The sequence below is a fragment of the Aquibium microcysteis genome (assembly GCF_014495845.1).
GTDB classification, from domain to species: Bacteria; Pseudomonadota; Alphaproteobacteria; order Rhizobiales; family Rhizobiaceae; genus Aquibium; species Aquibium microcysteis.
The window spans coordinates 5,688,235-5,708,212 of sequence record NZ_CP061080.1; the positions used below are offsets into that span (position 1 = coordinate 5,688,235).

At 70.5% G+C, this 19,978-nt stretch carries 18 protein-coding genes; 8 read left to right on the forward strand and 10 right to left on the reverse strand.

Annotated features, from left to right (window positions below):
- The first annotated feature begins 163 nt into the window (after positions 1 to 163).
- Positions 164 to 1,066 carry a hypothetical protein gene (locus tag IAI54_RS26780; protein ID WP_187970076.1) on the forward strand — a complete coding sequence of 301 codons (903 nt, stop codon included), beginning with the start codon at positions 164 to 166 and terminating at the stop codon, positions 1,064 to 1,066.
- 88 nt (positions 1,067 to 1,154) lie between these two features.
- Here the strand turns inward: IAI54_RS26780 and IAI54_RS26785 are convergent, their stop codons facing one another.
- From IAI54_RS26785 to IAI54_RS26795, 3 genes are all read right to left on the reverse strand, one after another.
- The gene (locus IAI54_RS26785) at positions 1,155 to 1,529 is read right to left on the reverse strand and encodes a DUF427 domain-containing protein (RefSeq protein WP_187970077.1); all 375 of its coding nucleotides are present in this window, start codon (positions 1,527 to 1,529) and stop codon (positions 1,155 to 1,157) included.
- A gap of 150 nt (positions 1,530 to 1,679) precedes the next feature.
- Positions 1,680 to 3,074: an aminotransferase gene (locus tag IAI54_RS26790; protein WP_187970078.1), complete on the reverse strand. Its 1,395-nt coding sequence runs from the start codon at positions 3,072 to 3,074 to the stop codon at positions 1,680 to 1,682.
- Positions 3,075 to 3,239: 165 nt separating this feature from the next.
- The gene (locus IAI54_RS26795; protein ID WP_187970079.1) at positions 3,240 to 4,721 is read right to left on the reverse strand and encodes a hypothetical protein; all 1,482 of its coding nucleotides are present in this window, start codon (positions 4,719 to 4,721) and stop codon (positions 3,240 to 3,242) included.
- Between the two features lie 186 nt (positions 4,722 to 4,907).
- Between IAI54_RS26795 and IAI54_RS26800 the strand changes: the two genes are divergently transcribed.
- From IAI54_RS26800 to IAI54_RS26810, 3 genes are all read left to right on the forward strand, one after another.
- Positions 4,908 to 6,536: a fatty-acid--CoA ligase gene (locus IAI54_RS26800; protein WP_187970080.1), complete on the forward strand. Its 1,629-nt coding sequence runs from the start codon at positions 4,908 to 4,910 to the stop codon at positions 6,534 to 6,536.
- 75 nt (positions 6,537 to 6,611) lie between these two features.
- Entirely contained in the window at positions 6,612 to 7,535 is a 924-nt protein-coding gene (locus IAI54_RS26805; protein ID WP_187970081.1) for a DUF1499 domain-containing protein, read from the forward strand.
- Between the two features lie 46 nt (positions 7,536 to 7,581).
- On the forward strand, positions 7,582 to 7,881 hold the full coding sequence (locus tag IAI54_RS26810) for an alkylphosphonate utilization protein (protein WP_187970082.1): 300 nt from the start codon (positions 7,582 to 7,584) through the stop codon (positions 7,879 to 7,881).
- 7 nt (positions 7,882 to 7,888) lie between these two features.
- On the opposite strand, the gene IAI54_RS26815 is transcribed toward IAI54_RS26810, so the two are convergent.
- Positions 7,889 to 8,794, reverse strand: coding sequence for an MBL fold metallo-hydrolase (locus tag IAI54_RS26815; RefSeq protein ID WP_187970083.1), 906 nt, complete (start codon positions 8,792 to 8,794; stop codon positions 7,889 to 7,891).
- A 119-nt stretch (positions 8,795 to 8,913) separates the two neighbouring features.
- Between IAI54_RS26815 and IAI54_RS26820 the strand changes: the two genes are divergently transcribed.
- On the forward strand, positions 8,914 to 9,513 hold the full coding sequence (locus tag IAI54_RS26820; RefSeq protein WP_187970084.1) for a biotin transporter BioY: 600 nt from the start codon (positions 8,914 to 8,916) through the stop codon (positions 9,511 to 9,513).
- Between the two features lie 86 nt (positions 9,514 to 9,599).
- Here IAI54_RS26820 and cysQ read toward each other — a convergent pair whose 3' ends face one another.
- The 6 genes from cysQ to IAI54_RS26850 all read right to left on the reverse strand — a co-directional run bounded on the left by cysQ (position 9,600) and on the right by IAI54_RS26850 (position 16,612).
- Positions 9,600 to 10,406 carry a 3'(2'),5'-bisphosphate nucleotidase CysQ gene (gene cysQ / locus IAI54_RS26825; protein ID WP_187970085.1) on the reverse strand — a complete coding sequence of 269 codons (807 nt, stop codon included), beginning with the start codon at positions 10,404 to 10,406 and terminating at the stop codon, positions 9,600 to 9,602.
- Positions 10,403 to 12,307, reverse strand: coding sequence for a sulfate adenylyltransferase subunit CysN (cysN, locus tag IAI54_RS26830; protein ID WP_187970086.1), 1,905 nt, complete (start codon positions 12,305 to 12,307; stop codon positions 10,403 to 10,405). The genes cysQ and cysN overlap by 4 nt, the downstream gene beginning before the upstream one ends.
- The gene (gene cysD, locus IAI54_RS26835) at positions 12,307 to 13,212 is read right to left on the reverse strand and encodes a sulfate adenylyltransferase subunit CysD (protein WP_187970087.1); all 906 of its coding nucleotides are present in this window, start codon (positions 13,210 to 13,212) and stop codon (positions 12,307 to 12,309) included. Before cysD ends, cysN begins: the two co-directional genes overlap by 1 nt.
- Positions 13,213 to 13,402: 190 nt before the next feature.
- The gene (locus IAI54_RS26840; RefSeq protein ID WP_275403593.1) at positions 13,403 to 14,407 is read right to left on the reverse strand and encodes an NAD-dependent epimerase; all 1,005 of its coding nucleotides are present in this window, start codon (positions 14,405 to 14,407) and stop codon (positions 13,403 to 13,405) included.
- A 136-nt stretch (positions 14,408 to 14,543) separates the two neighbouring features.
- The gene (locus IAI54_RS26845; RefSeq protein ID WP_187970089.1) at positions 14,544 to 15,467 is read right to left on the reverse strand and encodes a carbohydrate kinase family protein; all 924 of its coding nucleotides are present in this window, start codon (positions 15,465 to 15,467) and stop codon (positions 14,544 to 14,546) included.
- Positions 15,464 to 16,612 carry an ROK family transcriptional regulator gene (locus IAI54_RS26850; RefSeq protein ID WP_187973369.1) on the reverse strand — a complete coding sequence of 383 codons (1,149 nt, stop codon included), beginning with the start codon at positions 16,610 to 16,612 and terminating at the stop codon, positions 15,464 to 15,466. The genes IAI54_RS26845 and IAI54_RS26850 overlap by 4 nt, the downstream gene beginning before the upstream one ends.
- A 291-nt stretch (positions 16,613 to 16,903) precedes the next feature.
- Between IAI54_RS26850 and IAI54_RS26855 the strand changes: the two genes are divergently transcribed.
- From IAI54_RS26855 to IAI54_RS26865, 3 genes are all read left to right on the forward strand, one after another.
- Positions 16,904 to 17,938 carry a sugar ABC transporter substrate-binding protein gene (locus tag IAI54_RS26855; protein WP_420838252.1) on the forward strand — a complete coding sequence of 345 codons (1,035 nt, stop codon included), beginning with the start codon at positions 16,904 to 16,906 and terminating at the stop codon, positions 17,936 to 17,938.
- 131 nt (positions 17,939 to 18,069) lie between these two features.
- Positions 18,070 to 19,137: an ABC transporter permease gene (locus IAI54_RS26860; protein ID WP_187970090.1), complete on the forward strand. Its 1,068-nt coding sequence runs from the start codon at positions 18,070 to 18,072 to the stop codon at positions 19,135 to 19,137.
- Complete coding sequence (locus tag IAI54_RS26865) at positions 19,137 to 19,913, forward strand: ATP-binding cassette domain-containing protein (RefSeq protein WP_187970091.1); 777 nt, start codon at positions 19,137 to 19,139, stop codon at positions 19,911 to 19,913. The genes IAI54_RS26860 and IAI54_RS26865 overlap by 1 nt, the downstream gene beginning before the upstream one ends.
- The last annotated feature ends 65 nt before the right edge of the window (positions 19,914 to 19,978 follow it).

Here is a 19,978-nt window from a genome sequence, read left to right on the forward strand (position 1 = left end):
GCCGCAACCGGCGCGGTCTTCAAGACGGCCGCCGCGCCGGATGCTTCAGTCCGTCCGGCCGGCGCCGCTCCCTTCTTTCGTCCGCTCTGTCCACGCCCCCTCCGGCCGGCGTTAGACTTCACCGATCCGGCGGGACCGTCCGGCCGGGAGAGGAGAGACGGGCATGGACTGGCATCTGGCGATCGAGCGGAACCGGGCGGCGCTGAAGCGCGTCCTCTGCGCGATCCTCGCCATGGCCGGCCCGGAAATCCGGGGACAGTTTACTTTCTTCCTCTCGCGCGGCACCGCGCGAGAGGAAGAAAGTAAACTGTCCCCGCATGTTCCCGCGCCCGCGCCCGCGCCGACGCTGCCGCGCCGCGTCCACCGCGCGGTGCTGCGGCTGCTGCGCCCGGCCGAAGCGGCCGTCCGCCGGCTGATCGTCGTCGCCGCACGGGATCTCGATCCGCCTGCGGAGCCCGGCGACTCCGGGGGCGGGCCGGAGGCCGCGGGTCCCGGAACCGTTCCGCAGCGCCGGCCTGCCGCGACGTCGCCCCTGCCCGAGCTGCACCGTCTCGGCATCGCCGCCGTCGTGCCGCCGGGCGTGTCGGTCCCGGCCCGCCCGGCGTCCCGGCCCGCCGCCGCCGTGCCGGCGCTGCCGCTCGCCGATCCGCCGCGGCGTCCGCTCGCGAAGCGCCGTCGCACCGTGCCGCCGCACGCCGCCCCGCGCGTGCTGTGCTTCGACGGGACCGCCCCGCACCGGCTGCCGCCCAAGCCCTCGCCGGACGATCCGCTCGACGCGGCGCGGCTCTGCCGAAGGCTCGCGGCGCTGGCCGGCGCGCTCGCCGACCTCGACGCGCAGGCGCGGCGCTTCCTCCGCTGGCAGGCGCGCCGCGCGCGCCGGGCCGCGCGGCAAGGCGCCGTCGCCCTCTCCGGGGCACTCTCCGCGGTTCCCTGGCGCCGGATCTCGCCGCTGCGCGGCGGGCGCCCGCCAGGCCGGCGTCTGCGCGGTCCTCAGGACGAGGCCCAGGAGGCCCTGCGCGAGACGCACTGGTTCGCCGTCCGGGCGCTCGCCTTCGACACGTCGTGACGCGGATCCGTCCCGCAGGACCCGGCCGCGTTCCCGTCTGCCCGGACATCGCTCCGGCGGCGGCCGCGGCCGTGCGCCCGCTGCGCGCTCAGTCCGTCTCGACGGTCACCCGGTCGGCATAGAAGGCGCCGTGGTCGCGGATCGCCGCCATCTCGTCGAAGGGCGTCTCGTAGGCCCACATGGCGTTCTCTCCGGCCGCTCCCGCCGCGGTCACGCTCCAGTAGGAGGCGTCGCCCTTGTAGGGGCAGTGCGTCGACCGCGCCGTCTTCACGAGGCCCGAGAAGTCGATGTCGGCGAAGGGGACGTAGAGGACCGGCGGGTAGGGCGCCTCGGTCAGCAGCAGCGCCCGGTCGGTTCGGGCCACCGTCGTGCCGCCGGCCTTCACCGTGACCGTCCCGGCATGCGGGGCGACCGCGATCGACTTGGCGGGGTTCCGCGCGAAACCGGGGGAGGGATTGGACATGGCGACGTCTCCTGCAGGGCACCGGCGCCTGCCGCCGGCATGGTCGGTCAGAACATGGCGCGCCCGAACCGCCGCGCCAAGCCCGCACGCGGCTGCGCGCGCGATCGTGACCGCGGTCCCGACCGGCCGCCGCCCGGCGGCGCGAGGCTCTCAGCCGGCGCGCAGGCCTTCCTTCGCCACCAGCGCCTCGGCGTCGGCCAGGCCCCTGTCCAGCCGGTCGAACAGTTCGTCGAGTTCGCCCTCGCCGATGATCATCGGCGGGCAGAGCGCCATCGTGTCGCCGATCGCCCGCAGGATCAGCCCGTGCCCCTCGAGGATCTTCGCCACCTGCGCGCCGACGCCCTTGCCCGCATCGAAGGGCCGCTTCGTCGCCTTGTCGGCCACCAGCTCGACGCCGCCGACGAGCCCGCAGTAGCGCACCTCGCCCACCAGCGGATGCGCCTTCAGCGCGTCGAGCCTTGCGGCGAAGACCGGCGCCAGCGACCGCACGTGGCCGAGGATGTCGCGCTTCTGGTAGATCTCGATCGCCTTGACGCCGAGCGCGCAGCCGAGCGGATGCCCGCCATAGGTGAAGCCATGGCCGAAGGTGCCGATCTGCCGCGAATGGTCGACATAGGCCTGGTAGATGTCCTCCGGCACCATCACGGCCCCCAGCGGCGCATAGGCCGCCGTCATCTGCTTGGCGGCCGAGATGGTCGTCGGCGTCATGCCCAGCGACTGGCAGCCCCACCATTCGCCGGTGCGGCAGAAGCCGTTGATCACCTCGTCGTCGATCAGGATGATGTCGTGCTCGTCGAGCACCGCCTTCACCGCCGGATAATAGCCGGCCGGCGGCACGATCACGCCGCCCGCGCCCATCACCGGCTCGGCGATCATCGCCGCGATCGTCTCCGGCCCCTCGCGCTCGATCAGGTCGCGCAGCGATTTCACGATGCGGGCGGTGAACTCCGCCTCGCTTTCGCCCTCGGCGCCGAAGCGGTAGTAGTGGGGACAATCCGTGTGCAGCACCCGGTCGACCGGCAGGTCCCAGCCCTTGTGGTTGTAGGGCAGGCCGGTCAGCGAGGCCGACATGATGGTCACGCCGTGATAGGCCTTCACCCGGCTGATGATCTTCTTCTTCTCCGGCCGGCCCATGGCGTTGTTCATGTACCAGGCGAGCTTCACCTGCGTGTCGTTGGCCTCCGAGCCCGACGAGGTGAAGAACACCTTGGAGATCGGCACCGGCGCGATCTCCTTCAGCTTCTCGGCCAGTTCGACGGCGGGCTCCATGCCCTTGGCGCCGAACAGGTGGTAGTAGGGCAGGGTGCGCATCTGCTCGGTCGCGGCGTCGATCAGCTCCTCGTCGCCGAAGCCGAGGCCGGCGCACCACAGGCCCGACATGCCCTCGATATATTCCTTGCCGCGCGTGTCGTAGACGAAGACGCCCTTGCCGCGCTCGATCATCAGCGGCCCGGTCTCGCGCAGCCGGTGGATCGGCGTGTAGGGATGCAGCAGCGCCTCGACGTCGCGGGCCTGGATGTTCGACAGCGGCGGATGGGTGTTCATGGGGGCGAGGCTCCGCGGGACGGGCGCCCGCCGGAAGCGGCGGGCCGGACAGATCGCCGCGACGCTAGCCGTTCCGCCGCCGCGGCGAAACCCGCCGGGGCCGCTGGCCCAGTCGAATGGCGCCAGCGGAACAATCGTGCGCCCGCCGCGCGGGCCGCGCCGGCCTCAGGCGGCCGCGCGGGGGGGCAGGCTCTTCAGATGCGCGAGCAGCCCGCCATAGGAGACCGCCATGCCGGCGAAGGGATTGTCGCTCGCCCGCGCGTCTTCCAGCCGGAACGACCGGCCGTCGCCGGCAAGCAGCACCAGCATCGTCGTCGGTGCCTCGTCGCCGGCCAGGTTCACCGCCGCCACGCGCTGGCAGTCGTGCACCGTATGCACGGGCATCTGGAACAGGAAGCGCCCGGCCGCCTGCGCGGCCGCCTTGCGCACCGCGGCCTCGAAGCCGGCGGCCGGAATGTCCTGCGCGCCCAGCGCCTCCTCGAAACGCGCGCCGGTCGCCTCCGCGCCCTCGGGCTGCGGCGCGACCATGATCGCTGCGGGCAGCACGATGTCGGTTCCGCCATCCTCCGCGGCGTCGGCCTCGGCGGCCGCACCGGCCTCGACCGCCGAAGCGCCGCTCCCGTCTCCGGTGGCCTCGGCGGCCGGCGCGACGTCGCTGGCCGGCGCCTCCGCGATCACCGGCAGCGCCGGCTCGACGTCTTCGGCCGGTCCAGCCCCGGCCTCCGGCGCCGCAGCGGCGGCGACCTCGACCGGCATCTCGTGTTCGGCATCGGCCGGCGCGGCCGCTTCCGCGACCGGCCCCAGGGGAGCGTCGAGCGGCGCGTCGAGGGACGCATCGAGGGGCTCCTCGGCGGGGGCCGCTTCGGCGACCGGGTCACCGGCTTCCGGATCGGCGGTCGCGACGCCGGCTGCGCTCTCGTCCCCGGCCTGCAGAACCTCGTCCCGAGCGACGGCGAGCGTCGCGGCTGCAACGACGACCGTCTCGCCGGAGCCCTCCGCGACGCCGCTCCAGGCTTCCGCGACGACCGTTCCGCTTTCCGCGGCGATCACCGGGGTTTCCGCGGCCTCGGCTTCCGGTGCGATCGTGCCGTCCGCGTCGTCGAGCGAAAGCTCCAGTTCGATCGTCTCGATCAGCCTGTCGGCCACGAACGCCTCGGCGCTCGCCGCCTCTCCATCCGCGTCCACACCGGCCTCGGCCGTTTCCGGCGGCAGGACGAAAGCGGGTTCGGCGGCGGGCAGGACGGCGATCGCCGGCGCAGCCGCGGCAGGCCCCGACTCCGGCCGGCCGGCCGCGTCGAATTCCTGCGCGTCCTGGCCGGTCGCCTCGGCACCGGGTGCGGCGCGCTCCGATGCCCCGGGCTCCACCGCGCCGGGCTCCGCCGCGACATCCAGGCGGTCGAGGTCCAGGCCGTCGAGGTCCGAGGCTTCGAGTTCCACGGTCTCGACGTCGATGGCTTCGAGGTCGGGGGTCAGCAAGCTTGCCAGTTCGAGTTCGAGATCGTCGATGGCGTCGTGGAGGTCGCCGCGTCCGGAGGCTTCGTCATGCGCGGGCTCCCCGGCGGCGGACACCGTCTCGGTTGCGGCAAAGGCTTCGTCGCGGACGGAACGCTCGGGCGGGAAAAAATCGTCGTGCGAACGCGAATCCATGGCGGGGTTCTCCGTCGTGTGTATCGCCGCCCCGACGAATCAAACTTCGACGGCGAGCATGGCCTTAGTATGGCAGGTGACGGCGGCTTGGCAATTTGCGGCCCCGGTCCGTTCGCGCTACTGGACAAGCGGGGAGCCCGACAGGCTATAGGTACGCATCCAAAAAGAACGACGGGAGGCACATTCATGCTCGGTCTCATGCAGCAATGGCCGCTGCTCAACCACAAGATCCTCGACAACGCCGCCAGGCAGCACGGCGCCCGGGAGATCGTCTCCCGCTCGGTCGAGGGCCCGATCGTCCGCACGACCTACGGGCAGGCGCGGACGCGCGCGCTCAAGGTCGCGCAGCGCCTTGCGCGCGACGGCTTCAAGCGCGGCGAGCGCATCGGCACGCTGGCCTGGAACTCGGCGCGCCACCTCGAGGCCTGGTACGGCATCATGGGCATGGGCGGCGTCTACCACACGCTGAACCCGCGGCTCTTCCCCGAGCAGATCGCCTGGATCATGAACCACGCCGAGGACCGGGCGCTCTTCGTCGACCTCACCTTCATGCCGCTGGTCGAGAAGATCGCGCCGCTGGTGAAGAGCCTGCAGAAGGTCATCGTGCTCACCGACGCCGCGCACATGCCCGAAAGCAGGCTGCCGAACGTCGTCGCCTACGAGGACTGGATCGCCGAGGCCGACGGCGATTTCGCCTGGCTGGCGATGGACGAGAACGAGGCGTGCGGCATGTGCTACACGTCCGGCACCACCGGCGATCCGAAGGGCGTGGTCTATTCGCACCGCTCCAACGTGCTGCACGCCATGATCGCCTGCATGCCCGACGCCATGGGCATCTCCTCGCGCGACGTCATCCTGCCGGTCGTGCCGATGTTCCACGCCAATGCCTGGGGCCTTGCCCAGTCCGCCCCGATGATCGGCGCCAAGATGGTCATGCCCGGCGGCAAGATGGACGGCGCCTCGATCTACGAACTGCTCGACACCGAGAAGGTCACCTTCTCGGCCGCGGTGCCCACCGTCTGGCTGATGCTCCTGCAGCATCTGGAGCAGAACGGCCTGTTGCTGCCGCATCTCAACAAGGTCGTCATCGGCGGCTCGGCCTGCCCGCGCGCCATCACCGAGAAGTTCGAGAAGAACTACGGCGTCCAGGTCATCCACGCCTGGGGCATGACCGAGATGAGCCCGCTCGGCTCGCTCGCCACCATCAAGCCCGAATATGCGGGTCTGGAGGGCGACGCGCTGTTCGACATCAAGCAGACGCAGGGCTACGCGCCCTTCGGCGTCGAGATGAAGGTGACGGACGACGAGAACAATGAGCGGCCGTGGGACGGCAAGACCTTCGGCCGGCTCAAGGTGCGCGGCCCGGCGGTCGCCTCCTCCTATTACGGCGGCGCGGGCGCCGAGCAGTTCGACGCCGAGGGCTGGTTCGACACGGGCGACGTCGCCCACATCAACCCGAACGGCTACATGCAGATCACCGACCGCGCCAAGGACGTCATCAAGTCGGGCGGCGAGTGGATCTCGACCATCGACCTCGAGAACCTGGCCGTCGGCCATCCCGAAGTCGCCGAGGCCGCCGTCATCGGCGTCGCCCATCCCAAGTGGGACGAGCGGCCGCTGCTGGTCATCGTCCGCAAGCCCGGCAAGGAGCCGAGCAAGGAGGCGATCCTCGGCTACATGGACGGCAAGATCGCCAAATGGTGGATGCCCGACGACGTCGTCTTCGTCGACGAGATCCCGCACACCGCCACCGGCAAGATCCAGAAGACGACGCTGCGCGACCAGTTCCGCGGCTACCGGCTGCCGACGGCCTGACACGATGGGCGCCGACCGCCTTCACGCGCCGGTGACCCGCGGGGCGGCGCTCGCCGCCCCGGCAGCGGCGCGGCCATGAAGAAGGCCAGGGCGGTCATCGAGCGGCGCGACTCGCGCGCCGCGCGCTGGGCGGCGCGGTTCGCCTGGTTCGACACGGTCCTGCTCCTCATGGCCGGCCTGTCGCACCGCTACGGCCTGCTGGAAACCGTGCCCTTCCTCGGCGTCCTGCTGATCGGCTGCCTCGTCGCGGCCACCGGCCTCGCCTTCGCCTTCGCGGGCTTCGCCGATCTCTGGGAGCGCGGCGACCGCGGCGGCCGGCGCGCACTCTTCGCCGCAATCGTCTGCTGCATCCTGCTTTCGCCCTTTGCGGTCAGCGCCTGGCGCGTGCTGGAGCATCCCCAGCTCAGCGACGTCGCCACCGACCTCGCCGATCCGCCGCAGTTCCGCACCCTCGCGGACGAACGCCCGCCGCTCGCCAACCGGGTCGGCCCGATCGACGCCGCCGCCGCGCGGATGATCCGCGAGGGCTATCCCGACCTCGTCGGCCGCCGCTACCCCGTCTCCCCCGATCAGGTCATGGCGCAGGTGATGCTGCTGATCGCCGATCGCGGCTGGACGGTCGCTGCCCGCCACGGGGTGGCCGAGGAACCCGCGCCGCCGGCCGCCGAAGACGAGGGCGGCGCGGCGCCGCCGGCCGAGGAAGCCCCCGCGCCGACCGCCGAGGACGCGCCGCCGCCGCCCTTGCCGGACGCGGCGGAGGACCAGCCGGCCGACGCGCTCGCTGACGGCGAGGCGAGCATCGAGGTGCGCGCCTTCTCGCATTGGCTGCGCTTTCCCTGCGACCTCGTCATCCGCCTGACCGACGAGGGCGAATCGACCTTCGTCGACCTGCGCTCGGCCTCTCATTTCGCCCGCCACGACCTCGGCGACAACGCCGCCCGCATCCGCAGCTTCCTCGCCGATCTCGACGCGCGGATGGATCCGGGCACCGAGGACTAGGCCGCCCGGACCGCACCCTCCCACCCTCCCACCGAAGGAAACCGCCATGGCTGGCGACGACGACTACGTCTACGACGAAACGACCGGCGACTGGCGCCCGGCCTCCGAGATGGCGGCCGCGGCCGCGGCTGCCGACATCGTCCGCGACGCGGCCGGCAACGTGCTCGCCGACGGCGATTCGGTGACCCTGATCAAGGACCTGAAGGTCAAGGGCGCCAACCAGACGCTGAAGCAGGGGACGGTGATCCGCTCGATCCGGCTGACCGGCAATCCCGACGAGATCGACTGCCGCCACGAGACCATCAAGGGCCTCGTGCTGCGCACCGAATTCGTGCGCAAGCGCTGAGGCTCGTTCAGGCCGGGCGGTAGGCGGCGTCGATCGACACCTCGCCGTCCACGGCCACGACCCCGCGCGCCACGAGATCCTCGAGGTGGGCGAGCACCGACAGCCCAGCCGCCCCGAAGAGCCGCGGGTCGGTGCTGGCATAGATCGCCCGCACCACGTCCGGGATCGTCCGGTCGCCGGCCTTCAGCCGCTCGACGATCGCCGCCTCGCGCATCCGCCGGTGGGTGCGCAGCGCCCGCACGAAGCCGGCGGGCTTCGCCACCGGCCCGCCGTGGCCGGGCAGATAGAGCCCGTCATCGCGCGCGGCCAGCCTGTCCAGCGAGGCCATGTAGTCGGCCATCGCGCCGTCCGGCGGGGCGACGATCGAGGTCGACCAGGCCATCACGTGGTCGGCCGAGAAGAGGATGCCGGTCCCCTCCAGCGCGAAGGCGGCGTGGTTGGCCGCGTGGCCGGGCGTCAGCACCGTGCCGATCGCCCAGCCGTCGCCCTGCACGATCTCGCCGTCGGCGAGCGCATGGTTCGGCGAAAAATCGGTATCGGCGCTGGCGTCGAGCGGATTGGTCTCGCCGATCCTGAGCCGCCGCGCCGGCCGGTGCGGTCCCTCCGCCAACACCCGCGCCCCGGTCGCCGCAGCCAGCCGGCGGGCGAGCGGCGAGTGGTCGCGATGGGTGTGGCTGACGAAGACGTGGCTGACCGGCCGCCCGCCGATCGCCGCAAGCAGCGCCTTCAGATGCGCCTCGTCCTCCGGCCCGGGATCGATGACGGCCAGCGTGTCGGTGCCGACGAGGTAGCTGTTGGTGCCGTGGAAGGTGAAGGGGCTCGGATTGTTTGCCGTCACCCGGCGCACGCCCGGCGCGACCTCGACCGCCTGCCCGTGGGCCGGCTCGAACCGGGTGTCGAATTCGATGGCCATGAAATGCGCTGCCTGTGGTGGAAGATGGGCCGGTGGAGATTGCCGCATAACACGGAAGTTTCTATAGGGAAACGCAACGGCCACTGGCGGCCGCCCGAACCCAACGGAGAGCCTCCCCCATGACTGCAGCGAGCGCAACCACTCCTCTCGCCATGCTGGCAATGCCCGAGAAGGGCGCCTCGCGCCTGGCCATGCAGGCCATGCTCGTCGTCGGCGGCACGCTGCTGCTCACGCTGTCGGCCAAGACCAAGGTCGTGCTCGGCCCGGTCGACCTGTCGTTGCAGACGCTGGCCATCCTTTTGATCGCCACCACCTTCGGCATGCGCCTCGCCGTCGCCACGCTCGCCCTCTACCTCGTCGAGGGCGCGATGGGCTTCCCGGTCTTCCAGTCGACGCCGGAAAAGGGCATCGGCCTCGCCTACATGATGGGCTCGACCGGCGGCTACCTGATCGGCTTCGTCGCCATGGCCGCCATCGCCGGCTGGGCCGCCGACCGCGGCTGGGACCGCTCCGCCTTCAAGCTCTTCGGCGCCATGCTGGTGGCGGAAGCGGCGATGATGGCCTGCGGCTTCGGCTGGCTCGCCGTGCTGATCGGTGCGGAGAAGGCCTGGACCTTCGGCGTCGTGCCCTTCATCGTCCCCGACCTCGTCAAGGTCGCGCTCGCCTCGGCGATCGTGCCGGCCGTCTGGGCGCTGATCCCGGGCAAGGCGCGCGGCTGACGCGCGATCCGCTCCGTCGAACGACGAAGGCGGCGGGCCTCGGCCTCGCCGCCTTTTTTCATGGCTGAAGCGAGAGAGAAGTCCGGTCAGGCGCCGCGGGCGATGAACCAGGGATTGGCGAAGTCGACGTCGTCGGCCTGGCCGCGCTTGCCGTAGACGAAGGTGCCGCCGTCGACGAGCGTGGTCGTTCCGCCGGCCGCGCGCAGCACGGCGTCGCCGGCCGCCGTGTCCCACTCCATCGTCCGGCCGAAGCGCGGGTAGAGATCGGCCTCGCCATCGGCGAGCAGGCAGAACTTCAGGGAGGAGCCGACCGAGACCGTCTCGGCGCCGGGATGCCGGTCGATGAAGGCGTCGGTCTCGGGCGTCCGGTGCGAGCGGCTGGCGACGATGCGCGGCGGGCTGGCCGGCTTGCGCGCCGCCATCGGCCGGCGGGCGAGGACGACGCCCTCCGGCGAGACCTCTGCGACCATGGCCGCGCCCGGCCGGCCGGAATAGAGCCTGTTGCGGGCCGGCGCGTAGACCGCGCCGATCGAGGGAGCACCCTCGCGCACCAGCGCGACGTTGACGGTGAAGTCGCCCTTGCGGCCGACGAATTCCTTCGTCCCGTCGAGCGGGTCGACGAGGATGAAGGCCGAGCCAAGGGCAGCCGGCACCTTCCCGTCCGCCACCTCTTCCTCGGCCACGCAGACGATGCCCGGCAGCGCCGCCCGCAGCCCGTCGAGGATGATCGCCTCGGCCTGCCGGTCCGCCACGGTGACGGGCGATTCGTCGGCCTTGGTCAGCGTGTCGAAATCGGTGGCATAGACGGCCATGATCGCGCGGCCGGCGGCGAGCGCGAGGTCCTCGAAGAGGGCGAGGATGTCTTCGTCGGAGGGCAGGGCAGGGGTCGTCATGCGATCCCCCGCGTGCGCAGCCAGCCCGCGACCTCCTCGACCAGGTCTTCCGGCGAACGGCCGACCGTGTCGAGCCGGATCTCCGGGTTCTCCGGCGGCTGGTAGGGCGAATCGACGCCGGTGAAGTTCTTGATCTCGCCGCGCAGCGCCTTGGCGTAGAGCCCCTTCGGGTCGCGCCGCGCGCATTCCTCGAAGGGCGTGTCGACGAAGACCTCGACGAACTCGCCCTCGGCCACCAGTTCGCGCGCCATGCGGCGCTCGGCCTGGAAGGGCGAGATGAAGGAGACGATGACGATCAGCCCGGCATCGACCATCAGCTTCGCCGTCTCGGCCACCCGGCGGATGTTCTCGACGCGGTCCTCCTCGGTGAAGCCGAGATCGCGGTTCAGCCCGTGGCGGACGTTGTCGCCGTCGAGGATGTAGGTGTGGCGGCCGTCGGTGTGGAGCCGCTTCTCCAGCAGGTTGGCGATGGTCGACTTGCCCGAACCCGACAGGCCGGTGAACCACAGCACCACCGGCTTCTGGTGCTTCATCTGCGCCCGCGCCGCCTTGTCGACGTCGAGCGACTGCCAGTGGATGTTGGAGGCGCGCCGCAGCGGGTGGCGGATGAGGCCGGCACCGACGGTGCGGTTGGTCATCCGGTCGATGAGGATGAAGGCGCCGGTGGCGCGGTTGTCGGCATAGGCGTCGAAGGCGATCGGCTGCTGCACCGAGAGGTTGCAGGAGCCGATCTCGTTCAGGTCGAGCGACTTCGCCGCCTCGTGCGCGAAGCTGTTGACGTCGATGCGGTACTTGAGTTCGGTGACCGAGGCCGGCGCCTGGTCGGTCTCGGTGCGCAGCAGATAGGTGCGGCCGGGCAGCATCGGCTGCTCGTCGAACCAGACGATGTCGGCGTTGAACTGGTCGGCCACCTCCGGCCGCGCCGACGGCGACACCAGCATGTTGCCGCGCGACACCTCGACCTCGTCGGCGAGCACCAGCGTCACCGCCTGGCCGGCCTCGGCCGTCTCGAGATCGCCGTCGGCGGTGACGATGCGCGCCACCGTCGAGGCCTTGCCCGACTTGGCCACCACAACCGCGTCGCCGGCAGAGACGGTGCCCGAGGCGATGGTGCCGGAGAAGCCGCGGAAATCGAGGTTCGGCCGGTTCACGTACTGGACCGGCAGGCGGAACGGCTTGCCGGCGTCGATGCGGTCGACCGGCACGGCCTCCAGATGCTCGAGCAGCGTCGGGCCGTCGTACCAGCCGGTGTTGGCCGACGCCGTGGTGACGTTGTCGCCGTAGCGCGCCGACATCGGGATCGGCGTGATCGTCTCGAAGCCGAGGTCGCGGGCGAAGGCGCGGTACTCCGCCGCGATCCTGTCGAAGACGGCCTTGTCATAGCCGACGAGATCGATCTTGTTGATGGCCACCACCACGTGGCGGATGCCGAGCAGCGAGGCGATGAAGGAATGCCGCCGCGTCTGGCGGATGATGCCGGCGCGCGCGTCGACGAGCACCACGGCGAGATCGGCCGTCGAGGCGCCGGTCGCCATGTTGCGGGTGTACTGCTCGTGGCCGGGCGTGTCGGCGACGATGAACTTGCGCTTCGGCGTGGCGAAGAAGCGGTAGGCGACGTCGATGGTGATGCCCTGCTCGCGCTCGGCCTCCAGCCCGTCGACCAGCAGCGCGAAATCGATGTCGTCGCCGGTGGTGCCGTGCTTCTTCGAGTCCTTCTCCAGCGCCGCCAGCTGGTCCTCGAAGATCAGCTTGGTGTCGTAGAGCAGCCGGCCGATCAGCGTCGACTTGCCGTCGTCGACCGAGCCGCAGGTGAGGAAGCGCAGCAGCGACTTCCGCTCCTGCTCGGCCAGATAGCCGCGCAGGTCGCGGGGCGTAGCAGTGTTCGCGACGGTGTCGTGCATCAGAAATAGCCCTCGCGCTTCTTCTTCTCCATCGAGCCGGCCTCGTCGCGGTCGATCAGCCGGCCCTGCCGCTCGGACGTGCGGGCGATCAGCATCTCCTCGACGATGTCCTCCAGCGTCTCGGCATCGGACTCGATCGCGCCCGTCAGCGGGTAGCAGCCGAGCGTGCGGAAGCGGACCTTGCGCTGCTGGACGGTCTCACCGGGGCGCAGCTTCATGCGGTCGTCGTCGACCATGATCAGCATGCCGTCGCGCTCGACGACGGGCCGCGTCCTGGCGAAATAGAGCGGGACGATCGGGATGGCCTCCAGCAGGATGTACTGCCAGATGTCGAGCTCGGTCCAGTTCGACAGCGGGAAGACGCGGATCGATTCGCCGGGCGCGACGCGCGTGTTGTAGATCTTCCACATTTCCGGCCGCTGGTTCTTCGGGTCCCAGCCGTGCTGGCCGTCGCGGAAGGAGAAGATGCGCTCCTTGGCGCGGCTCTTCTCCTCGTCGCGGCGCGCGCCGCCGAAGGCCGCGTCGAAGCCGTACCGGTCGAGCGCCTGGCGCAGGCCGACCGTCTTCATGACGTGGGTGTGGACGTTCGAGCCGTGGCTGAACGGGCCGACGCCGTCGCGCACCCCGTCCTCGTTGATGTGGACGAGGAGATCGAGTCCGAGTTCGCGCGCGGTCCGGTCGCGGAACGCGATCATCTCGCGGAACTTCCAGGTGGTGTCGACGTGCAGGAGCGGGAAGGGCGGCGTTCCGGGGTGGAAGGCCTTCATGGCGAGATGCAGCATCACGGCCGAATCCTTGCCGATCGAATAGAGCATCACCGGCTTGGCCATGGTCGCGGCGACCTCGCGGATGATGTGGATCGACTCGGCCTCGAGCCGTTTGAGATGGGACATCGGTGCGGACATGCCGTCGTTCAGCCTTCGCGGATTTTGGAATTGCACGCTCTGTCCCGGATTTCGCGCCGCGCGGCAAGCCAAGCCATGCCACGGGACGGGCGATCGGCGGTAAAAACATCCTGTCGACCGGAAAATCGGCACGAGACGCCCCGAATTCGCGACCGACCGCCGGTGGAAGCGGCGGCAGGCGGCGGCGCGGTCAGGCGCCGTAGTAGCCCCGGTACCAGGCCACGAAGCGGCGGATGCCCTCGTCGACCGAAACCTTCGGCGCGAAGCCGGTGGCGGCCGCCAGATCGCCGACGTCGGCGAAGGTGTTGGCGACGTCGCCGGGCTGCATGGGCAGCATGTTGAGCTTCGCCGTCCGGCCGGTCGCGGCCTCGATGGCGGCGATGAAATCCATCAGCGGCACCGGCGCGCTGTTGCCGATGTTGAAGACGCGGTAGGGCGCGGTCGGCGAGGTCGCCGGATCGGGCGCGACGGGCCCGTCGGGCGCTGCGGGAACGTGACCGAGCGCCCGCACCACGCCGTCGACGACGTCGTCGACATAGGTGAAGTCGCGCGAGAGATTGCCGCCGTTGTAGACGTCGATGGGCTCGCCGGCGAGGATGGCGCGCGCGAACTTGATCGGCGCCATGTCGGGCCTGCCCCAGGGGCCGTAGACGGTGAAGAAGCGCAGCCCGGTCACCGGCAGGCGGTAGAGATGCGCATAGCTGTGCGCCATCAGCTCGTTGGCCTTCTTGGTGGCGGCATAGAGGCTGACGGGATGGTCGACGTTGTCGTGCTCGGAGAAGGGGAGCTTGCGGTTGGCACCATAGACCGAACTGCTCGACGCATAGACCAGATGCCCGACCCCCGTGTGGCGGCAGCCTTCCAGGACGTGCAGGAAGCCGACGAGGTTGGAACCGGCATAGGCGTGCGGGTTTGCGATGGAATGGCGCACGCCGGCCTGGGCGGCGAGATGGACGACCCGCTCGAAACGGCCTTCGGAAAACAGCGTCTCCATCGCGGCGCGATCCTCGAGCCCGCCCTCGACCATGCGGAAGCCGGGATAGGGGGCGAGCAGCGCCAGCCGGTCGCGCTTCAGCTTCGGATCGTAATAGGGATTGACGTCGTCGAAGCCGGTGACCGCGTGGCCGGCCTCGAGCAGGGCCTTCGCCACGTGGTAGCCGATGAAGCCGGCCGCGCCGGTGACCAGTATCCGCACTCTCGTCTCTCCGCGCCTTCCTGCGCCCCGTCTCCCCGGCGCCATCTCCTACAGGCGAAGGGGCGAGGCGCCAAGCGCCAACCGCGTCGCGGTGGCGGGGGGAAGGCGGACCGGCGCGGGAACGGTGCGCGTCGTGTCAGGACAGTTCGTGGCGCCAGGGCGGATTGGCCCCGGCGCGGCCGACGGTGACGGAAGCGGCGAGCGCGGCGAATTCGAGGGTGGCGATCAGCTCCGCCTCGCCGAGCTGCGCGATGCCCTCCCGGGTCAGCCGCCCGGCCGCGTGCAGCGAAGCGAGAATCCCGGCATTGACGGTGTCGCCGGCACCCACCGTGTCGACGACCGGCACGCGCCGGGCCGGCACCGAGACCATGTGGTCGCGGTTGAAGGCGACAAGGCCGTCGCCGCCGCGCGTGACGACGACGAGCTTCGGCCCGAGCGCCAGCCAGCCGCGTGCGACCGCGCCGATGTCGCCGGGTTCGCCGAACCAGGCGAGATCCTCCTCCGACAGCTTGACGATGTCGGACAGGGCGAGCATCCGGCGCATCCGGGCGAGATGGCGGTCGCGGTCGGCAATGAAGCCCGGGCGGATGTTGGGGTCGAACATGACGACGCGGCGGCCGCATTCGCGCGCCATCAGCGCCTCGTAGGCGCTGCCGCAGGGCTCGGGGATCAGGCTGATCGCGCCGAAGAGCAGGGCGGTGACGTCGTCGCCGAGGGCGGGGAGATCGTCGGCCGAGATCATCCGCCCGGCGGTGCCCTCGTCGTAGAAGGTGTAGGAGGCGTGGCCGCCCTCGAGCCGCACGAAGGCGAGCGTGGTCGGCCGGTCGGAGCGCACGCAGTGGCGCGTGTCGACACCGGCGTCGGCCAGCGCCCGGTCGAGCTGGTGGCCGAGGAAATCGGTCGAGAGGCCGGAGAAGAAGCCGGCCGGCGCCCCCAGTCTGCCGAGCGCGACGGCGGTGTTGAACACCGCCCCGCCGGCATGCGGCGCGAAGGCGGGCTCGCCCTCGGCGGTGAGCCGCGGCAGCATGTCGATCAGCGCTTCTCCGCAGCACAGGATCATGGGTGGTCCTTGGTCAGCGCGGTCTGGGTTAAAAAGCGGTCGAACAGCGGCAGGCTCGCCCCGCCGATCGCCCGCGCATGGATGCCGACGCTGCCCGCGCGCAGCGCCGGAATCCGGATGCCTTCGGAATCGAACCCTTTCAGCGCCTCGTCGACCGCCGCGATCATCCGGTCGCGCACGACGCGCGGCATCCAGCCCTCGATGAAGACGGCCTCGAAATCGACGACGGAGGAGGCGGCGACGACGGCATAGGCGATGCCGCGCGCGGCACTTTCGATCCAGGCGCCGAGCGCCGGCTCGATGTCGCCCCAGTCCTCCGGCGAGGTCCACAGGAAGGTGGCGTCGCGCCCCGTCCGCGCGATCTCGCGTTCGAGCACGGCGATGGAGGCGATGTCGATGAGCTGGATCGGCCGGCCGTCCGGCCCCGGCACCGGCATCGAGCCGAGCGCGCCGGCATTGCCGGTTCGCCCGGTGTAGAGCGCGCCGTTGAGCACGATGCCGCCGCCGATGAAGGAGCCGACGTAGAAATAGAGGAAATCGCGCAGGTCGCTGGTGTCGCCGAAGACGAGCTCCGCCCCGCAGGCCGCCGTCGCGTCGTTCTGCAGGTAGACGGGGAAGGGGCAGTGCAGGGCGATGTCGGCGCGGATGTCGGCGCCGCGCCACTGGTCCATGACGGCGCGCGGCGCCCCCACCGTGTCGGCCCAGTTCCACAGCTCGAAGGGCATGGCGATGCCGAGCCCGGCGATGCGCTTGTCCTGCTCGGGGCTCAGCCCGGCGCGGAAGCGGGCGATGCCGGTGCGCACGAATTCGATGGTCTCCGAGGGCGTGGGGTAGGGATAGGAGCGGCTCTCGGTGGCGCGCACTCTGCCCAGGAAATCGATCAGCACGAGATTGGCGCTGCGCCGGCCGATCTTCAGCCCGAGGAACAGCGCCCCGTCCGGATCGAGCGACAGCGGCACCGAGGGCTGGCCGACCTTGCCGCGCACCGGCGCGCCGCGCAGCAGCAGCCGCTCGGCCTCCAGCTCCCGCATGATGACGGAGACGGTCTGCGCCGAGAGGCTGGTCATGCGGGCGATGTCGGTCTTGGCAAGGCTGCCGTGGCGACGCACCAGGGACAGCACGAGACGCTCGTTGGCGTCGCGCATGCCGCTCTGGTTGGTGCCGCGCTGGAACCAGTCCTGCCGGCCGTCCGCGTCCGGCCTGGTCACTCCGCTATCCACGCCTCTCCCCCGAATCCGGCTCTCTGGTTTCGACCGGTAGCACGAAGAATGCCGCGAGGCAGCCGATCCTGTCAATTACTAAATCAGAATGAATTATCTATTGACAGACCGTGCCGCCTCGTCTTTTTATGGGCGGGACAGCAGGCCGGCACCGGCCGGATTGTTGCGCGTCCGGCGGGAGGCCGGACCGGATGTTCAATCAACGGGAGGACTACCGTGACCAGGAAATTCGCACTCGAGCAGGCCGTCTTCGCCGGCGCCGCCGCCTGCATGATCGCTTTCGCCGCCCCGGCCTCGGCTGCCGGCGTGTCGGCCTGCCTGATCACCAAGACGGACACCAATCCGTTCTTCGTGAAGATGAAGGAAGGCGCCGAGGCCAAGGCCAAGGAACTCGGCATCGACCTCAAGTCCTATGCCGGCAAGGTCGACGGCGACAACGAGACCCAGGTCGCCGCGATCGAGACCTGCATCGCCGACGGCGCCAAGGGCATCCTGCTCACCGCCTCGTCCACCTCGGCGATCGTGCCCTCGGTGAAGAAGGCGCGGGACGCCGGCCTGCTGGTGATCGCGCTCGACACGCCGCTGGAGCCGATCGAGTCCGCCGACATGACGTTCGCCACCGACAATTTCCTCGCCGGCGAACTGATCGGCAAATGGGCCGCCGCGTCGCTCGGCGACAAGGCCGCCGACGCGAAGATCGCCATGCTCGACCTCGACGTGTCGCAGCCCTCGGTCGACGTGCTGCGCGACCAGGGCTTCCTGCAGGGCTTCGGAATCGAGCTCGGCGATCCCAACAAGTGGGGCGACGAGAAGGACCCGCGCATCGTCGGCAACGACGTGACGCAGGGCAACGAGGAAGGCGGCCGCAAGGCCATGGAAAACCTGCTCGCCCGCGATCCCGAGATCAACGTGGTCTACACGATCAACGAGCCGGCCGCCGCCGGCGCCTACGAGGCGCTGAAGGCGATCGGCCGCGAGAAGGACGTGCTGATCGTGTCGGTCGACGGCGGGTGCCCGGGCGTGGCCAACGTCGCCGACGGCGTGATCGGCGCGACCTCGCAGCAGTACCCGCTGCTGATGGCCTCCAAGGGCATCGAGGCGATCGCCGCCTGGGCCAAGGACGGCACCAAGCCGGCGGCGAGCGAGGGCAAGTCCTTCTTCGACACGGGCGTGGCGCTCGTCACCGACAAGCCCGTCGATGGGGTCAGCTCGATCTCCGTCGAAGAGGGCAAGAAGCTCTGCTGGGGCTGATCGACGCCCGGCCGGGCGGACGACCTCCGCCCGGCCGCCTTTACGCCGGCTGACAATCGCCGCACAGTGGGGCGCACGCCCGGAACGGGGCCGCCCGTTCCGGCCGGCGCGGCCGTGGGAGGGTTCGTGACGTGAGCAACGCCGACAATTTCGAGGACGTCGTCAAGGCGCGCCGCGACGACAAGGTCGCCGAGTTCGACCTGATCGAGAAGAATCTCTTCCACCGGCTGCACGGCCTGCTGCACCGGACGCCGGCGCTGGTGCCGCTGATCGTGCTGGTGGTCGCCTGCGTGGTGTTCGGCCTGATCAACGCCAATTTCTGGCGCATCAGCACGCTGAGCCTGATCTTCCAGCAGATCGGCATCGTCGGCATCCTGGGCATCGCCCAGTCGCTGGTGGTGCTGACGGCCGGCATCGACCTGTCGGTCGGCGCGATCGCCGTGCTGACCTCCGTCATCATGGGCCAGTTCACCTTCCGCTACGGCCTGCCGGCGGAACTCTCGATCGCCATCGGGCTCGCCGCCGGCACGCTGATGGGCGCCATCAACGGCGTGCTCGTGGCGCGCATGCGCATCCCGCCCTTCATCGTCACGCTGGGCACCTGGCAGGTGTTTCTGGCCACCAACTACATCTATTCGGCGAACGAGACGATCCGCAGCCAGGACATCGAGGCCAATGCGCCGTCGCTGCAGTTCTGGGGCAGCGCCTTCGACTTCGCCGGCGCCCGGGTGACGCTGGCGGTGGTGCTCCTGATCGTGCTGGTCGCCATCATGGCCTACGTGCTGCGCCACACCGCCTGGGGCCGGCACGTTTATGCCGTCGGCGACGACCCGGAAGCGGCCGAACTCGCCGGCGTGCCGCGCAAGCGCGTGCTGATCCAGGCCTATGCGCTGGCCGGCCTGTTCTGCGGCATCGCCGGCTGGGTGATGATCGGCCGCTTCGGCTCGGTCTCGCCCTCGGCCTCCACCGGCATCCTCGGCAACATCCAGGCGATCACGGCGGTGGTGATCGGCGGCATCTCGCTGTTCGGCGGCCGCGGCACGATCGTCGGCATGTTCCTCGGGGCGCTGATCGTCGGCGTCTTCGAGATGGGCCTGCGCATGGCCGGCGCCGACGCGCAGTGGACCTACCTGCTCATCGGCGTCCTCATCATCGCCGCGGTGGCGGTGGACCAGTGGATCAGAAAGGTATCCGCCTGATGGAACACGTCCTCAAGGCCCGCGGCCTCGTCAAGCGCTACGGCCGGGTGACCGCGCTCGACCGCTGCGACTTCGACCTGATGCCGGGCGAGATCCTGGCGGTGATCGGCGACAACGGCGCCGGCAAGTCGACCCTGATCAAGGCGCTGTCGGGCGCAGTGATCCCCGATGCCGGCACGATCTGGCTCGACGGCGCGCCGATCGGCTTCACCTCGCCCAACGACGCGCGCGCCAAGGGCATCGAGACGGTCTACCAGACGCTCGCCATGTCGCCGGCGCTGTCGATCGCCGACAACATGTTCATGGGCCGCGAACTGCGCCGGCCGGGCTTCATGGGCACCTGGCTGCGCAAGCTCGACCACCGGGCCATGGAAGACTTCGCGCGCAAGAAGCTCTCCGATCTCGGCCTGACGACCATCCAGAACATCAACCAGCCGGTCGAGACCCTGTCGGGCGGCCAGCGCCAGGGCGTGGCGGTGGCGCGCGCGGCGGCCTTCGGCTCCAGGGTGATCATCCTCGACGAGCCGACGGCGGCGCTGGGCGTCAAGGAATCGCGCCGCGTGCTGGAACTCATCCTCGACGTCCGCTCCCGCGGCATCCCGATCATCCTGATCTCGCACAACATGCCGCACGTCTTCGAAGTCGCCGACCGCATCCACATCCACCGGCTCGGCCGCCGGCTCTGCGTGATCGACCCGAAGGACTACACGATGTCGGATGCGGTGGCCTTCATGACCGGGGCGAAGGAACCGCCGGTGGAGGCGGTGGCGGCGTAGGGCGGGGTGGGGCGGAGAGCGGCACACGACAGCCGCCATCGGCGAACGCCTTCGGCAGGACCGGG

Coding starts and splice junctions, on each gene's coding strand:
- IAI54_RS26780 (WP_187970076.1), top strand. CDS start 164: ATGGACTGGCATCTGGCGATCGAGCGGAACCGGGCGGCGCTGAAGCGC.
- IAI54_RS26785 (WP_187970077.1), bottom strand. CDS start 1,529: ATGTCCAATCCCTCCCCCGGTTTCGCGCGGAACCCCGCCAAGTCGATC.
- IAI54_RS26790 (WP_187970078.1), bottom strand. CDS start 3,074: ATGAACACCCATCCGCCGCTGTCGAACATCCAGGCCCGCGACGTCGAG.
- IAI54_RS26795 (WP_187970079.1), bottom strand. CDS start 4,721: ATGGATTCGCGTTCGCACGACGATTTTTTCCCGCCCGAGCGTTCCGTC.
- IAI54_RS26800 (WP_187970080.1), top strand. CDS start 4,908: ATGCTCGGTCTCATGCAGCAATGGCCGCTGCTCAACCACAAGATCCTC.
- IAI54_RS26805 (WP_187970081.1), top strand. CDS start 6,612: ATGAAGAAGGCCAGGGCGGTCATCGAGCGGCGCGACTCGCGCGCCGCG.
- IAI54_RS26810 (WP_187970082.1), top strand. CDS start 7,582: ATGGCTGGCGACGACGACTACGTCTACGACGAAACGACCGGCGACTGG.
- IAI54_RS26815 (WP_187970083.1), bottom strand. CDS start 8,794: ATGGCCATCGAATTCGACACCCGGTTCGAGCCGGCCCACGGGCAGGCG.
- IAI54_RS26820 (WP_187970084.1), top strand. CDS start 8,914: ATGACTGCAGCGAGCGCAACCACTCCTCTCGCCATGCTGGCAATGCCC.
- cysQ (WP_187970085.1), bottom strand. CDS start 10,406: ATGACGACCCCTGCCCTGCCCTCCGACGAAGACATCCTCGCCCTCTTC.
- cysN (WP_187970086.1), bottom strand. CDS start 12,307: ATGCACGACACCGTCGCGAACACTGCTACGCCCCGCGACCTGCGCGGC.
- cysD (WP_187970087.1), bottom strand. CDS start 13,212: ATGTCCGCACCGATGTCCCATCTCAAACGGCTCGAGGCCGAGTCGATC.
- IAI54_RS26845 (WP_187970089.1), bottom strand. CDS start 15,467: ATGATCCTGTGCTGCGGAGAAGCGCTGATCGACATGCTGCCGCGGCTC.
- IAI54_RS26850 (WP_187973369.1), bottom strand. CDS start 16,612: ATGCGCGACGCCAACGAGCGTCTCGTGCTGTCCCTGGTGCGTCGCCAC.
- IAI54_RS26865 (WP_187970091.1), top strand. CDS start 19,137: ATGGAACACGTCCTCAAGGCCCGCGGCCTCGTCAAGCGCTACGGCCGG.